This is a genomic window from Halogeometricum limi (assembly GCF_900115785.1).
GTDB classification, from domain to species: domain Archaea; phylum Halobacteriota; class Halobacteria; order Halobacteriales; family Haloferacaceae; genus Halogeometricum; species Halogeometricum limi.
Genome location: NZ_FOYS01000005.1, coordinates 304,815 through 321,372 on the forward strand (window position 1 = coordinate 304,815; position 16,558 = coordinate 321,372).

The following is a 16,558-nucleotide window of genomic DNA, read 5'->3' on the forward strand; positions in this document are numbered from 1 at the left end:
CATGGATACAGAGTTTCTCGGAACAGGATGGGCGTTTCCGCCCGGAATCGACGACAGCGAGCACGTCTCGCTCGCGAACGGCGAGGAAGACATCGAGCAGGCGATACGGCTCGTCCTCGGCACCGTCCCGGGCGAACGGGCGATGCGGCCGGAGTTCGGGTGCGGCGTCCACGACTACGTCTTCGAGACGTTCGGGTCGGCGACGTCCGCGCTCGTCGAGACGGCCGTCGAGGAGGCGCTTCTCCGGTGGGAGCCGCGAATCGACGTGGTGGGCGTCTCGGCGTCGCTCTCCGACGAGGGCGGCGGCGCGAGACTCACCGTCGAGATAGACTACCGCGTCCGCAGCACCAACAGCGAGTTCAACCTCGTCTATCCGTTCTACCTGGAGGAGCGGTAGATGGTCACCGAACCCGTCGTCGACGGCCGAACGCGCGACGAACTCCTCGCCGAGTCGCGAGCGCTCGCCGCCGAGTACGTGTCCGAGTGGAACCCCGAGCGAGGCGACGTCGGCGCCACGCTGTTGGAACTGTTCGCGTCGATGACGCACGACGTCGTCGAACGACTCGACGCGGTCCCCGAGAAGTACCGACGGTCGTTCTTCGAGACGCTCGGGTTCGACAGGGCGCCGCCGCAGTCGGCGCGACTCCCGCTGACGTTCGACGTCGCCGACGAACTCGACCGAAACGTCCGCGTGCCCGAGTCGACGCGCGCGGTCGCGCCGGCCAGCGAGCGTCGACCGGAGACGTTCTTCGAGGTTCGAGACGGGGAGTTCGACGCGACGCCGGCGGCCCTCCGCGCGGTGTACAGCGTCCGGCCGAAGTCCGACCACCTCGGAGACCACAGTTCGGTCCTCGCGGGACCGGAGACGACGGAACTGTTCGGTGGCGACAACCACCAAGAGCACGCACTGTACCTCGCGCACGACGAGTTGTTCCGCGGCAGTCCGCCGACGGTCCGCGTCGACCTCGCGACGGAGGCACCGCTCAGCGTCCTCAGAGAACGGCTCGTGTGGGAGTTCTACGGCGAGCGAGTGGTGGACGGCGAACCGGTCGAGGGGTGGCACTCGGTCGAGTCGTTCGCCGTCGACCGCGCGACGCAGACCGACGCCGCGACGGGGACGACCGTGCGGGTGTCGCTGACGTTCGACTCCGAGACGGCGGACGCGGACGAACCGACGTGGTCGTTCACGGCGTCGACGCTCGCCGAGACGGTCGAGAGCGTGGCCGAGGCGATAGCGTCGGAGACGGCGGCGACACATCCCGAAGCGGTCGCGACCGAGTCGCTGTGGCTTCGGTGTCGGTACCACGAGACCGCACGCGACTGGGGACTCGCACCGACCGACCTGTTCGAGGTGACGCTCGACGCGGTGCACCTCGTGACTGGTGAGGCGGGGGCGACGTTCGAACCGGACGAGTTGTTCGCCGACGACGTTCCCCTGCCGCCGACGTCTGCGGACGAAGAGATACTCCCGCTGGGGTCGCTCCCGCGGCAGTCGAGCACGTTCTACGTCGGGTCCGAGCGGGCGTTCACGAAGTCCGGCGCGGCCGTCTCCATCGAGTTCGCCGGAACCGGCGTCGCGGTGGACGCCGATTTCACGCCGAACCCGAGACTCTGGTGGGAGTACTGGGACGGCGACAACTGGGCGTACCTCGACGTCGCGGGGAAGGCGAAGACGTTGCAGGCGGCGGGAGCGGTCACGTTCGAGGTGCCCGCTGACCTCGCCGCGACGACAGTCGCCGGTCAGGAGAGTCACTGGGTTCGCGCGCGCCTGATGGGCGGCGCGTACGTCGCGCCGAAGGCCGTCCCGAAGGACGCGGACGGAAAGACCGTAACAGACCCCACGGCGGCGGCGTACTGGGAGACCGAGTACGACGGGACGCCACCGAAGTTCTCGGAAGTGAGGCTGTCGTTCGGGAGCGACGGGGCGGAGGCGGACGCGGGCGAGGACGCGGACGCGGGACTCCCGAGAGACGAACCGACGCACGCCCTCTCGTACAACAACCTCGCGTTCGACGCGGACGTCACCAGCCCGTTCTTCGGCGCGCCGGACGCCACGCAGACGCTGTATCTGGGGTTCGACGCACCGCTGACCGACGGTCCGATACAGCTTCTGTTCTCGCTCGCAGACCGGGAGTTCCCCGCGGACTTCGCCCCGCGCGTCCGGTGGGAGTACGCGAGCGACCCGAACCGCGACGCGTGGGAACCTCTGAGCGTCACCGACGAGACGGAGGCGTTGACCCGGCGCGGCATCGTCGGACTGGTCTTTCCGGAGGCGACGACGGCGAGCGCACGGTTCGGCCGCCGCCTGCACTGGGTCCGCGCCCGCGTCGAGAAGAGTCAGTTCGGCCCGCCCCTGACCGGCGCGACGGCGTCACCGCTGGCGATAACGCACATCGACGCGGCAGACGAGTACGTCGAACTGACGAACCGGGGCGCGACCAGAATCGACCTGTCCGGCTACACGGTAGACTTCGAGTACGCCCAACCCGCCAGCCAACTCGCGACGATTCCCGCGGGGGTGACGCTCGGACCGGGGGCGACGCTCGGCATCGCCACCGGCGACTTCTCGCCGGTCGAGGCCGGTCCGAACGTCCTCCGGTTCGACTCGACGCTCCCCATCATCAACGACTACACGCCGGACACGATAGCCGTGCTGGACCGAGAGGGAAGGCTCGTCGCCGTCCGAACGGACGACTTGGACGACGACGGGCGCGCGCGTCTCCGCGAGGGCGGCGAACCCGACGACGGCGACGGCGGGAGCGGCGACACCGAGACGGACGCGGTCGGGCTGTGCGAGGACGTCGACGAGTGGGAGCCGTCGCCGTCGGACGCGATACCTCCCTGTGGAACGGCGCTCGCGACGAAGCCGCAGGAGGGCGTCCCGACGAGAGCTCCGCCGATGACGACCGGCGTGTACGTCAACGCGGCGTGGGCGGAGAACGTCCAGACCGTCGCCGACGAGACGCTTGGCAGTAGCGACGGAACGCAGTCGCAGTCGTTCGAGATAGCGACGACGCCAGTTTTCGAGGAGGCACTGTGGGTCGAAGAGTCGAGCGCGTTAGCAGCGCGCGCCCGCGAGGCGTTACTCGCGAATCCGCTCGCCGAGACGGTCGAAGGCGAAGGCGAGGGCGATGGCGAGCTATGGGTTCGGTGGACGCGCGTCGAGCGTCTGTTCGGTGCGGCGAGCGACGCTCGCGTCTACTCGCTGGACCCCACGGCGGGCGTCGTGACGTTCGGCGACGGGGCGAACGGTGCGATTCCGCCGCGCGGGAGCGACAACGTGCGCGTCACCTACCTGACGGGCGGCGGCGAGCGAGGGAACGTCCCCGCCCGCGCCGTCGACGGACTCGTGAGTTCGCTCGCGTTCGTCGACGGCGTGACGAACCCGGAACCCGGCGACGGGGGGGCGGAGACGGAGCGAGTCGAGCGGGTGCTCCGACGTGCGCCGGGAGCGCTCCGAGACAGGAACCGCGCGGTGGCGGCCGCCGACTACGAACGCATCGCTCGGTCGGCGTCGCGCAGAGTCGCGCGCGCGAGGTGCCTCCCCGCGATGGACGCGGCGGGCGAGTTCGCGCCGGGATGGGTGACGCTCCTCGTCGTCCCGCGGTCGAGTCAGCCCACGCCGACGCCGTCGGCGGAGTTGCGGCGACTCCTCGATGCCGCGTTCGCCGACGCCGCGCCGGCGGCGCTGGTCCCACCCGAACGCCTCGGGCAGTCCGACGAGGAGCCACCCGCGTTCGAGCCACCGGGCGAACTCGTCGTCCGCGGACCCACGTACGTGGACGTCGACGTCGAAACGACGGTCACTCGAACGGCCGGCGTGAGCGTGTCGGCGCTGGAGGAGACGCTGACAGACCGACTCACGGCGTTTCTGCACCCACTCACCGGGAGCGAGTCGGGTGAGGGGTGGCCGTTCGGAACGCTCCCGTGCCTGTCGGACGTGTACAGTCTCCTCGAGGGTGTCGAGGGGGTCGACCACGTCGACTCGGTGGAACTGACGTTCCGCGGGAGCGACGCCTCGGTGGCGGTTCGCGAAGGCGACCCGACGCCGGACGTCGCCCGGGACGTGTTGGTCACGAGCGGGACGCACGCCGTCGACGCGAGCGGAGGTGTCGCGTGAGCCTCGACGTGCCGAACCTCGACGACCGGACGTTCGCCGACATCCTCGAAGACGCGAGGCGGCAGATTCCCGTCTCCGCCGAACAGTGGACGGACCACAACGCCAGCGACCCGGGCATCACCATCCTCGAGATGCTGGCGTGGCTCGCAGAAAGCTACGGCTACCAACTGAACCGAGTGACGGAGAGACACGTCCGCAAGTTCCTCACTCTGATGGGCGCTGGCCCGGCGAGTCCGACGCGAGCGACGGCGACGCTGACCGCCTCTTCGCCGAGCCCGGTCCACATCCGCGCGGCGACGGGGGTCACGGCGACGGTCGACCCGAGTCGAGCGGAACCGTTCGAGACGAGCGAGGACGCGTATCTGACGACGGCGAGGCTCGCGCAGGTCGTCTCGAATCACAGCGCCGGCCGGGTCGACAACACGGAGGCGAACGCGACGCCCGGAATGTACTTCTTGGCGTTCGGCGAGCGAGCGCGACCGGGGAGCGCGATGTACATCGGGTTCGACGGCGACCCGTTCGGTGGCGAGAGTCGAGACGCGCTCGACGCTCTGGACCTCGCGGTCGAGTTCTACGAGGGGGACCTCCCCGGTCCGGCGACGCACGGCGACGAGACCCCGTCGTTCCGGCCGAGTCTCGAAGTGCGGTGGCAGTACTGCCGCGACTACGAGCACTGGCACCGCCCGAGCGCGTGGGGCGACCTGACCGTCCGCGACGGGACGAACCACCTCTACGAGAGCGGGACCATCCGCGTGGAACGGCCGGAGCCGTGGTCGCCGTCGGCGTGGGGCGTCGAGAGCGGGCGCGTCCTCGACGGACAGCGAGGGCTGTACTGGCTCAGGGCCGTCCTCGACGAGGCGGACGCCGAACCGTTCGGACAGGGCTACGAAGTCCCGCCGCAGTTGTCGTCGCTCTCGGTGAACGTTGTCCGCGTCAGACACGGGCGCCTCGTGACCGACCCGGAAGCGCTCGTGCGGAGCGACGACCCGACGAAGACGACGACGAGAGCCGTCACGAACCAGCGGTTCGCGTTCCGACACCGGCCCGTGCGGTCGGAGGGCGTGGCCGTCGTCACCGTCGGCCGGCGAACGTCCGTCGCCGAGTCGGGGTCCGTCCCGGGCGGGTGGCGGACCGACCGCTGGAAAGTCGTCGAGACGTTCGACGCCTCTGGACCCGACGAGAGACACGTCGTCCTCGACGAGTCGAACGGTGAACTCGTGTTCGGCGACGGACGGCGGGGGAGAGTCCCCGACGCGGGGAGCCACGTCGTCGTCGAACGGTACCGCTTCGGCGGGGGAGAGCGAGGGAACGTCCCCGCGACGGCCGCGTGGCGGTTCGACCGGCCGCCGTTCGGTACCGCGTCGGTCACCGCACACGGCCCGGCGTCCGGCGGTCGAGACGCGCAGACGACGGACGAAGCGCTCCACGCGTTGCAGACCGACCTCGCGACGAGGTACCGGGCGGTCACGGCGGCCGACTTCGCGCTGGTGGCCACGCAGACTCCCGGCCTCCGCTTCGGTCGGGCGCACGCGTGGGTCGACGAACGCGCGTCGCCCGGTGACTGCGCCGGACGGCGAACGGTGACTGTCGCCGTCGTGCCCCACAGTACGCGGCCGCGCCCGGAACCGAGCGCGGGCTTCCTGAACGCGGTCGAAGACCACCTCTGTACGCACCGACTACTGACGGACCGAGTGGCGGTCGAACCGCCCGTGTACGTCGGTATCGAAGTCGACGTCGAGGTTCGACTCGGTCCCGGAGAACGGGCCGTAGAGCGAACGGACGCCATCGAAGCGGCACTCGACACCTTCCTCGACCCACTGCCGAACGACGAGTACGGAGGGTGGCCGTTCGGGCGGGCCGTCTACCCCTCGGAACTGTACGAAGTCGTCGAGGCCGTCGACGGCGTCGACTGCGTACTCGACGTGGGCGTCGTCGTCCACGGCGGAACGTTCGAGGTGGGCGTCGACGGAACGGTGACGATTCCGAAGAACGGGTTGGTGTACCCGGTCGGTCACGACGTGACCGTCCGAACCGGAGACGAGGGGTGCGATGGAGGCGTCCGATGACGTTCACCGTCCTCGGGACGCACACGCGCGCCGAGTGGGACGAGTGGAGCGGAGAGAACGGCGAGCGAACCGACGAGGGCGTCGTACTGGCGCGCGGCCGGACGCCGACGTACGTCGACCCGGTCGAACTGGGAACGGCGTTCGGACGACTCGACGCCGTCGACGCCGCCGTCGACGACTGCGAGACAGTGTTCGTGCTCACGGCGTCGGGCGGCGTCTATCGAGACGACCGAACCGACGGCGTCCTCGAAGCGTTCGTCGACCCGCGCACGAGGGAGGACGGGGAAGAGACGGGCCACGCCGCACGCGAACTCGCGGTGACCGCCGACACGGTGTTCGTCGCCTTCGAGGACGGAACGGTCACCGCCGTTTCGCGGACGACCGGCGCGAGTCGCTGGACGCAGAACGCTCTCACCGACCCCGTCGACGCGACCGCAGACCACCGCTACGCGTACGTCTTGGACCGGCGGCCGGAAGGTGGTGTCGTGTTCGCGTTCGGTCGCGAAGACGGGTCGGCACGGACGCTGTTCGCCGACGGCGACGACCCGACGGCGGCGACCACGTTCCCGAATCCGCGAGGCATCGCCCGCGACGACGAGGGGAACCTGTACGTCCTCTACGACGAGTCGGACGGGGCGGGCGACGGCATCCCCCGATTCGTCGTCGACCGGTTCGACCGAGACGAGGACGCCCCGGACGGGTTCGCGCTCGACCCGACCACGGTGAGCATTCCTCACGCGTACGACCCCGTCTGTGTGGCAGTCGTGGGTGTCGACGAACTGCTGTTGGCCCTCGGTCCGGACGCCGCCAGCCCGCGGACGCTGGTTCGGTATCTCCCCGACGCTGGGCGGTTCGAGCCCGTGACGACGTTCGAGGGAGCGTGCGAGACGCTCGTCCTCCGTCGAGGCGAAGCGGGGCGCGGACGCGGACTGTACGTTCTGAAACGGGACGACGACTCGCCGAGCGACCCGACGATTCTGTTCTTCGAGGAGGTTCGGACGAACCGCCGGACGAGTCCGACCGGTGGGTTCGAGGCACGCCTCGTCCGGCGGTTCGACGCCGGGGAAGCGGGAGTACAGTGGCACAGCGTCGAACTCGGTTTCACGCTCGCCGGTGCCGGAACGCAGGTCAGACTCCAGTACGGCGCGACGGACGACGACGTCGACACGAACGCCGTCCACTGGCGGTCCGCGCGACCGAACCCCAGAGACACACTGCTCGACGACGCGACGGGGAGATACCTCTGGGTCAGTATCGATATCGTCGGGACGGAGACGGCGTCACCGACGGTGTCGTCGTGTCGCGTCTCTCTCCCGCGAGAGTCGTATCTGCGCTACCTCCCGGCGGTGTACCGGGAGAACCCCGACGGTGCCGCGTTCCTCGAACGGTTCCTCTCGGTGTTCGAGAGCGCGTTCGTGGAGATAGAAGCCGAGATTGCCGACCTCACCAGCCTCCTCGACGCGGAAGGTATCGACGCCGACTACCTGAACTGGCTCGAGAGTTGGCTCGGACTGGAGACCGACGACAGTTGGACCGAGGAGAACCGTCGCGAACTGCTCCGTCGGGCACCGTCGCTGTTCAGGTCACGCGGGACGAGGGGTGGTCTCCTCGAAGTGCTAGCGATATATCTGACGGGCATCGAACCGCCGAGCGAAGACGAAGCGGCGTGGAACCGGGCGCGGCGTCGCGAACGGGAACTGCTCGACGCACTCGTCGACGAGGGGGTGCTCGGAACAGACGGTCGGCGCAGGCGCGAGGAATCTCACGCGACGCTTCCGCCGGACGACCGTCTATCGTCGCTGTACCTCCTCGAAGACGTCGACCTCGACTGTATCGACACCGAGGCCGCGCGCGAACCGTACCGGCGACTACTGCCGTGCCCACAGTGCTTCGTCGTCCTGGTCGCACCGTACGTCGACGACGAACAGGTCCGCGGCGTCGACAGAATCGTCAGGGCCGAACGACCCGCGCACGCCGTCGGGCGAGGCATCCACCTCTCGTCGCGACTGGAACTCGGGACCCACTCGTACCTCGGCGTCAACAGTACGCTGTCGGGCGGGACGTTCGCCCTCGAACGGGCGACGTTGGGGAGAGACTCGACGCTCGTCGACTCCGAGCGACAGGGGGTATCGAGTGGGAACTAACAACCGTAGGACATCTTCAAGCCGTCTGACGACGTCTGAAGTCATAAGCAAACAAACATTATGAGTGAATCATCGAACGGGACGGCTCCGAGAGACTGCGAACTCGAATACTTCGAGCGAAACCACTACTTCCACGGGAAGTTGATGACGCCTCGCGACATGGAGGCGCAGGAGGCGTATCACGACGGGCGGTTGCGGATGCTCGCCCGCGACGTTCTCGGGTCCGGCGTCGTCCGGGGGCTAGCGGTCGAGGTCGAAGCCGTCGAGGGGACGAGCGACATCACCGTCACCGTCTCGAAAGGCGTGGCACTCGACTGCTGTGGAACGCCCGTCGTCGTCGAAGGGGGCGACGGGGTGGAGGTCAGCCCCGTGCTGGCGGCGGAAGGAGACAACGACCAGTATCTCTATTTGAAGTACGACGACTGTAAACGCGAGACGGTTCCGGTTCCGGGCGGAGGAAGCGGGTGTGGCGGAGAGTGCGAGTACAACCGAATCCTCGAGAAGTTCGAGATAGTGGCGGAGCGAGTCGTCGACGTCGACGACCCACATCGCGGTCCGCACGTCGTCGAGGAGGTCGAGTTTCCGAAACGAAGCGGCGTGGTGGACGACGACGGCCAGCCGAAGTCCTCGGAGGAGGTGAACGTCGAACTGTTACGACTCGCGAGAGCGTACCACGAGACGCATCGACAGCCGTACACCTCCTGTACGGACCCACACGTCTACCTCTGTCGAATCACACCCACCGTCGCCGGAGAGACGACGACGTGGAGTATCGTCGACGACGGACTCGGCCAGTACGTCTACAGCAACGAACTGCTGTACGCCGCGATTGCGCGACACGCGGCCGCGTTCGACAACCCGCACGAGACGACGCTGGCGGCGAGAGCAGGGAGTAGTGAACGAGAGGCGTTCCTCCACGTGAGAGACGGGGACGACGACGAGGACGACGTTCGCCTCACGTCGGCCGAGAACCAAGTCGAGTTCGAGGTGACCGACGCTTCGACGCTCGACCTCAGCGTCCCGGGCGTGAAAACGAACGCGGACAACATCGCAACCAACACGACGGATATCACGAACAACACGACGAACATCAGTGAGAATACGACAAAGATCGGTGAGAACACGACGAACATCACCACCAACACCGAAAACATCGAGAACCTCACGAAGCGCGTCTCGATGCTCGAACGCTACGTCCTCGACAAGACGCTGAAGTACAAGATTTCGTGTTTCGAACGCGCGGCGGAGGCGTTCAACGGCACCTTCGCTCAGGATGTCGCGAGAAAAATCGTCGCCAGAGCGGAAGCGGGAATCAGAGGTGGCGTGTATCGGAACACGAAGGAGAACAGAGACGACAGAGCGTTCCACGTGTTCGTGGGAAAGAACAGAGAAGAAGAGACGTTCGAGGGGTTGGAGGTCGTCGAAGACGACGACATTATCACCGTCACCGAGAACGACCACGAGATTACCATCGACACCGACGAGTACCGAGAGCGTGGAGACCCGGGGTTCGACGTGGACTCGGAGGAGGGGGTCCTCAAGGGAGATTTCACGCTCTTCGACCTCGAACTGCTGTTCCGCGACGCGGTGAGCGAGATATCGGATAGCAGACACGACCCGCCGCTCGAGCCGTCGTACGAGGAGGCGCTTCGGGAACTCCGGGACGTACTCAACGACGACGAAGCGGAGGAGGTAGACGTCGCCGTCGCACAGGACCTCGTCTGCGAGACGGTCGAGTGGCTCAGACCGACGGGCGAACAGCGAGGGTTCGAATTCGAGTTGGACCCGGAACAGGTTCAGACGCGAATCCACGAGACGCTGGTCGTAAGCGGGTTCTCCAGTCGACCACGCGGGACCACAGTCAGAGTCAGAATCAGTAGGACCGGCGACAATCCACTGCTCGTGACGGGGGAGGGAGAAGTCGGCCGGGACTCCAGATGGAGAGTCGAGTTCCCCGTCGGCGACTTCGAGAGAGGGACCTACGAGGTTCGCGCGACCGACGGAGCCGAGAGCCAATCCAAACGGTTGGACGTCAGGTGAGCGGTCACAGACCGGAGGCGAGCGGTCACGGACAGCGGTGAGCGCACCCGACTCGAACGGGGACAGTCGCGGCGTCCCCCGTCGCACGAACCGACCGCGTCCGCCGCGAAGTTCATCTCTCCTCGGCCCTCCTGTCCCGACACGAGTTGCTCATCGATGCTCGGCTACCCCTGCCTCAACCGGACGCTCCGTGACCGCGACGAACCGCTTCGCTGCAACCGCGACATGCAGCGAAAGACGTGGGAGAGTCGCGGACTCCCGTACGCCTCGGAACTGACGCTACAGAACTTCACCGACCTCTACGAGATTCTGCGGTGGAACGTCGAACACGACGTCTACTTCTACCGCTGTACGTCCGACCTCGTCCCGTGGAACTCGCAGTTCGACGTCGAAGAACTGCCCGACTACGAGGAGATAGCCGAACTCGCCGAACGGTGCGGCGAGTTCGTCGAAGAACACGGGATGCGGTTCACGTTCCACCCCGACTACTGGTGCAAACTCGCGAGTCCCTCCGACGACACCGTCGAGAACTCGCTGAACGCCGTCGAGTACCACGCCTCGTGGCTCGACCTGTTGGGGTTGGACCGCTCGCCGTACTACAGCATCAACGTCCACATCGGCGCGACGTACGGCGACAAAGCCGCGACTGCCGAACGGTTCCGCGAAGCGGTCGACCGTCTCTCGCCCGGCGCACGGGCGCATTTGACGGTCGAAAACGACGACGAAGAGAGTCTGTGGAGCGTTCCCGAGTTGGTAGAAGCGGTCGGTGACCCCATCGGCGTCCCCGTGGTGTTCGACTACCACCACCACTCGTTCGCCGACCGCGGACTCACGTACCGGGAGGCGTTCGAGCGAGCGCGGACGACGTGGGGTGACGTGAAACCGATCACGCATTACTCGGAGCCCGCGAGCCTGCACGGCGAGGACACCCGACCGCAGACGCACTCGGCGTACGTGTACGACCTCCCCGAGTGGCTTCGTGCGGCGTCCGACGTGATGCTCGAAGCCGACCAGAAGGAACTGGCGGTGTTCCGGGCGCGCGAAGCGGACCCCAGACGGTTTCTCTCGACGGAATGAATAGGTAGATGGAGTCCATCGGTCGGGACATGGTTCTGCAACCGTCGGCCTCGCTCTCGGTGGCGCTGCTGTTCGGCGGCGGTGTCGTCGCGGGGGTGGCGGCGACGCTCGCGATGGACGCCGTGACGGGGCGAATCGAAGAAGGGGAGACGCCGCCGCGAATCGCCAGCGGGGTACTCACCGGGCAACATCCGGACTTCTCGTCGCGGCGACTCGCCGCGGTCGTCCACTACGTCGCCGGAGCGCTCACGGGACCGTTGTTCGTCTGGGTGTTGCTCGTCACGACCGGTGTGTTCGGAAACGGCCTCGTCTCGCTCGCGGCCGCGGCAGTCGTCTGCTACCCGCTGATGGTCGGGTTCTTCGCACTCGTCGTTCTTCCGCGCGCGAAAGGACTCGACCGACGGCGAATGCGGCGGATTCGACGCGCGTGGACCGTCGAAGCGGCCGTCTACCTCCTCGTGGTGACGCCGTTGGTCGGCGTCGCCGCGGCGATGGTGTAACGTCCGCTACCCGAACACGTTCGGGGGAGTTACCGACTCACCGGCTCACGAGTTCGTACGGGTCCGCATCCCCCGGAAGCGGTGACTCGTACTCGTGCCCGGCGGAACGTCGCTCGAACTCCGCACGCGCCTCGGCGCGCAAATCGTCGTCCGCGAGCAAATCCGCCATCGTCGCCGCGATGACGTTCGCGGCGAACTCCATGCCGGCCGTTCCCAGTTCCGCACCCGCCGCGACCGCCTGCCAGGAGTGCGCGGGCGTCCCGACGGGCCACGTCGCCGCGCGAAACCGACCGAGCGGAACGTTCCACGAGACGTCGCCGGAGTCCGTGGAGTACGACCCGACGATTTCGTCGTCCGTCGCGTCGACGGGCCGGGTGAACATGGCCGCGTCGCGCGCCGCCTCGCGGTCCGACTCCGAGAGTTCGCCCAGTGCGCCCTCCACGTCGCCGAGCGTCTCCCTGAGGTCGGCCGCGAAGGCGGCCTGTTCGTCGTCAAGCGAGAACTCGGCCTGTTCCATGTTCGCGCGAATCGCGTCGGCGAGCGAGTGGTTCGGGAGAACGCCGTACAACCCGGCCGTCTTCGTCGCGGTGCAGTCGGTTCGCGTCATCGTCGCGGCCGCGTCGGCGATGTCCCGAACCCACTCGGAGAGACGCTCTACCTCCTCGCGTTCGGGTGCGCGCACGAGATACTCGACGCTCGCCTCGCCGGGAACGACGTTGGCCGCCGACCCGCCGTTCTGGACGGCGTAGTGGATGCGCGCCGCGTCGGGGACGTGTTCGCGCATGTACTCGACGCCGGTGTTCATGAGTTGGACCGCGTCGAGCGCCGACCGACCGGCCTCCGGCGCGGCCGCGGCGTGCGACGTTTCTCCCTCGAAGGTGAACGTGAACGCGTCGTTGGCGAGACACGAGCCCTTGTTGGGCGCGTTGTACCACCCGGGATGCCACGAGACGACGGCGTCGACGTCGTCGAACGCGCCGGCGCGGACCATGTACACCTTCCCCCCGCCCGCCTCCTCCGCCGGCGTCCCGAAGAAGACGACTGAGCCGTCGAGGCGACCGTCTTCGATGGCGCGTTTCACCGCGAGTGCGCCGCCGAGACTTCCGACGCCGAAGAGGTTGTGCCCGCATCCGTGCCCCGGCGCGCCCGGTTCGACGGGGTCGCGTTCGGCCGTCGCGCGCTGGCTCATCCCCGGCAACGCGTCGAACTCACCCATCGTGCCGACCACGGGGTCTTCGTCGCCGTATCGGGCGACGAACGCCGTCTCGACGCCCCCGATACCGGCCTCGACGTCGAACCCTTCCTCGCGGAGGATGGACTGGAGTCGTTCGCTCGATTCGGACTCTCGAAAGGCGACTTCGGGCGACTCCCAGATGTCGCGTGCGGCCGTCTTCAACCGGTCGCGTTCGGATTCGATAGTGGCGAACAGCGACCGTTTTAGCGACTCGCGGTCTCGTGTCGTCATATGGTATCACTCCCCAGATGGCGGTGAAAAGTGTTCGCCCACCGGCAGTCGGGGTCGGAGTCGGTCGGGAGGCGACCCGGTCGTTCGTGGACCCCGACGAGACGACGCGTGCCGTCTCTGTTCGCTTTCCGAATCGAGACTACTCGTCCGGTGTCTCGGGGCGGCCGGACCCGTCGGACTCCGCTCCGTCACCCTGGAACGCCAGTTCGGGGCGACGCTCTCGGCCCGGAGAGCCGAACAACCGGTCGCGGAGCGACCGATTCGAGGGTCGTTCGGCCAACAACACCGAGCAATCCACGTCGTTGACCACGTCCAGATGCAACGAGTCCTGAACCAGGCGAGACAACATCCCCTGCTCGGTCGCGCCGAGCATGAGCAGCGTGCTGTCGTCGGCTGCGCTGACTATCGCATTCTCGATGTCGCCGGAGTCGACGGTGATCGTCGCGTCGTTCAGGCCGTGCTCGTCGGCCCAGTTCTGGAGGAACGCCTCGCCCGTACGTTCGTCCGCCTCGTCGCCGACGACGTGGAGCAACTCGACCTTCGCGTTCGCCACGTCCCGAAGTGCCCGGGCGACCTCCGCGTTCAGATCGGAGTCGGGTCCGCCGGCGGTCGGCAGGAGGATTCGCGACGGGTCGAGACCGCGGTCGTTGGCGACGAGGAAGTCACACGGCAACTGGTTGGTCAGCTCGGCGAGTGGTTTCTCGGCGCGGGCCGAACTCCACAGGCCCTGCTGGTCCCACCCCATGAGTACCAGGTCGGGACTCGTGCGGCGTGCCAGCGTGAATATCTCCTCGAAGGAACGCGGGGAGACCACGGTCGAAGTCTCCAAGGTGACGCTGTGTTTGGTTCCGACCTGACGGACGTCCTCCAGCAGTCGGTCGGAGTTGCGCTTGATCCGGCCCGTCTGGATTCGCTCCGCCCCCGAGGGCCAACGTCGGGGCGCTTGGACGATGTGGACGACGTGGACGGTCCCTTTTTTCTTGCTGCTGGCCAGTTGGCAGGCCAGACGCACCACCGCAGTCTCGGTCCGAGGGTTGGCAATCGGTACGAGAATCCTGTAGGTATCGGGGTCGCGGACTATCTCTTCGACGGTGTCGATCACCGGAACGTACGAGCGGCCGGCCAGCGAGCCTACCAGCCACTCCCGCAGCGTGAGCCGACGGACGTCCTGGAAGCGGGGGATCTGCAGACGCCGGTCGGAGGTCTGATAGTAGTTCACGACCGTCACCAGCACCACTCCGCCGAGCGTGTTGCCGAGCAACACCGGGAGGACGAATCCGATTAGCGCGGGGACCGGGTTCGCACCGGTGACGAGCGCCAAGTAGACGACTTCGGAGAACGAGACCACCACGTGGAACAGGTTCCCAAGCGGAATCGCCAGAAACGCCAGATAGACGACGACCAGTTTCGATATCGTGTCCCGAGCGGCGAAGCTGATCCACACCACGCCGGCGACTATCAGCCCGGCGAAGGCCGCTTTGACGAACAGGGCGGAGGCGGGGGTGGCGATACCCTTCTCGGCGAACCCGATTGCCACCGCCGCGGTGGCGTCGTCGAACACCCCGCCGTAGGCCAGCGCGAACGCTCCGATTCCGCCGCCGAGGAAGTTCCCCGCGAGCACGATGAGCCAGTGGCGGAACAGGGTGGGAATCGAGACCAACCGCTCCAGTGTCAGAGCCACGGGCGGCAGCGTGTTCTCCGTATACAGCTGGTAGCCGCCGATGATGATGTAGATGAATCCCAGCGGATACAGCAGGACGCCGGCGATTTTGGACTCGGTTGCGGCCGTCACCGAAGCGTACAGGAGGAACGTGATAGTAATCGCGAATCCGGCCGCAAGTGCGCTGAAAAACAGCTCTCGCACCCCCGAAGTGACTTCGTGGTCGGCGTCCGCGACCACCCGCTGATAGACCTCGTCGGTCGACAACTGGTCGGCGAGCACGTCGTCCTCGTGGTCAGATTCGGCCTCATCACCGACTGTGGAATCCGCGTCCGAGTTAACCATTCCGTAGGTGTGAATCACGACCGAGCGGAAAGTAGTTTATCACCTGTCCGTCACGGGATGTCGACAGAGGGGACGGGGTCGACGGCCCGGTTGCGGCCCCGTGTCCCCCGACAGAGAGCACTCCGTCGAACGGCACTTCCGGCTCGTCGTCGGCCGCGGCCGATTCGTCCAGAGATGCAGAAGCGTCGCCGGAACGGGCCACCGAGTGGAGATTCGACGGAGCTACGGTACCGTATCTCGGCCGCGCCACGGGTTTAGTCGAGTCGCTCCCGTGACCGCCGCCTACCGACCCAGCGCGGCCTCCACTCGTTCGACGAGTTCTCTGTTACCGAGGAACGTCGGCGTCCGAGCGTGCAGTTCGTCGGGTTCGACGTCGAGGAGCGACTGTTCGCCGTCCGTCGAGCTACCGCCACCCGCTTCGACGAGGTACGCCAGCGGTGCCGACTCGAAGTGCACGCGGAGTTTCCCCTCCGGGTACCGGGTCGTCGTCGGGTAGCCGAACAGACCGCCGTACTCCAACACCTGCGCGAGGTCGGCCACCGTGGCACCGCCGTACCGAAGCTTCAACTCCCGTTCTAACTCGGCCGCGAACTCGTTGAACGCGTCGCTGCGCTCGTTCTTCTTCCCGGCGAGTCCGACGACGGTCGGTTGCTCGGGCACCGTGAATCGTCCCCACTGCTCGCTGAACCCCTCCCGAAGGAGGAACTCGCGGACGACGTCGCTGTCTTCGCGGGCGACGGCCATCGTGGTGTACGGGCCGTACAGCACCATCATCGCGGCGACCAGCTCTCGCCCCGAAGCGGGGAGTTCGGCGTCGTACACGCCGACGATGGTGCCCACGGAGTTGTTGGACGCGAGGTTCGACGACCCGTCGAGCGGGTCTATCGCGACGGTGTAGCCCTCGCCGCAGTCCACCACTTCTTCGCGCTCCTCGCTCGCGTACGCGCCGACGCCGTCGAGCGCGGAGAGTTTGTCGAAGAACAACTGGTCGGCCCAGACGTCGGCGTTGATCTGGTCCTCGCCGCTCGGATTCTCTCCGGCCCCGGACCCCGCGTGGTCGGCGAGGTGTGCGTTCACGTAGTGCGCCGTGTGTTGGACGGAGGTGACGATGTCACTGATTCCGTTCATCGACCCGTCGCCC

Annotated in this window: 10 protein-coding genes; 7 read left to right on the plus strand and 3 right to left on the minus strand. The window is 67.2% G+C overall.

What is annotated here, in order from left to right; translation table 11 throughout:
• Position 1: 1 nt before the first annotated feature.
• The 7 genes from BM282_RS15450 to BM282_RS15480 all read left to right on the plus strand — a co-directional run bounded on the left by BM282_RS15450 (position 2) and on the right by BM282_RS15480 (position 11,947).
• A complete protein-coding gene (locus BM282_RS15450; protein WP_089882684.1) occupies positions 2–397 on the plus strand; it encodes a GPW/gp25 family protein in 396 nt (131 codons plus the stop codon).
• Positions 398–4,120, plus strand: a complete 3,723-nt coding sequence (locus tag BM282_RS15455) for a putative baseplate assembly protein (RefSeq protein WP_089882686.1) — start codon at positions 398–400, stop codon at positions 4,118–4,120.
• Entirely contained in the window at positions 4,117–6,186 is a 2,070-nt protein-coding gene (locus BM282_RS15460) for a putative baseplate assembly protein (protein WP_175501575.1), read from the plus strand. Before BM282_RS15455 ends, BM282_RS15460 begins: the two co-directional genes overlap by 4 nt.
• Entirely contained in the window at positions 6,183–8,330 is a 2,148-nt protein-coding gene (locus BM282_RS15465) for a phage tail protein (protein ID WP_089882687.1), read from the plus strand. Before BM282_RS15460 ends, BM282_RS15465 begins: the two co-directional genes overlap by 4 nt.
• Positions 8,331–8,390: 60 nt before the next feature.
• Positions 8,391–10,370, plus strand: a complete 1,980-nt coding sequence (locus BM282_RS15470; protein ID WP_089882689.1) for a hypothetical protein — start codon at positions 8,391–8,393, stop codon at positions 10,368–10,370.
• Positions 10,371–10,526: 156 nt separating this feature from the next.
• Positions 10,527–11,447 (plus strand): UV DNA damage repair endonuclease UvsE, encoded by a 921-nt coding sequence (gene uvsE, locus BM282_RS15475; RefSeq protein ID WP_089882690.1) that lies wholly within the window; start codon positions 10,527–10,529, stop codon positions 11,445–11,447.
• 29 nt (positions 11,448–11,476) lie between these two features.
• Positions 11,477–11,947: a hypothetical protein gene (locus tag BM282_RS15480; protein ID WP_089882819.1), complete on the plus strand. Its 471-nt coding sequence runs from the start codon at positions 11,477–11,479 to the stop codon at positions 11,945–11,947.
• A 37-nt stretch (positions 11,948–11,984) separates the two neighbouring features.
• Here BM282_RS15480 and BM282_RS15485 read toward each other — a convergent pair whose 3' ends face one another.
• The 3 genes from BM282_RS15485 to BM282_RS15495 all read right to left on the minus strand — a co-directional run bounded on the left by BM282_RS15485 (position 11,985) and on the right by BM282_RS15495 (position 16,545).
• Positions 11,985–13,412 (minus strand): amidohydrolase, encoded by a 1,428-nt coding sequence (locus BM282_RS15485; RefSeq protein ID WP_089882692.1) that lies wholly within the window; start codon positions 13,410–13,412, stop codon positions 11,985–11,987.
• Between the two features lie 139 nt (positions 13,413–13,551).
• Entirely contained in the window at positions 13,552–15,417 is a 1,866-nt protein-coding gene (locus BM282_RS15490) for a formate/nitrite transporter family protein (RefSeq protein WP_089882693.1), read from the minus strand.
• Between the two features lie 282 nt (positions 15,418–15,699).
• Positions 15,700–16,545 (minus strand): class 1 fructose-bisphosphatase, encoded by an 846-nt coding sequence (locus BM282_RS15495; RefSeq protein ID WP_089882695.1) that lies wholly within the window; start codon positions 16,543–16,545, stop codon positions 15,700–15,702.
• Positions 16,546–16,558 lie beyond the last annotated feature (13 nt).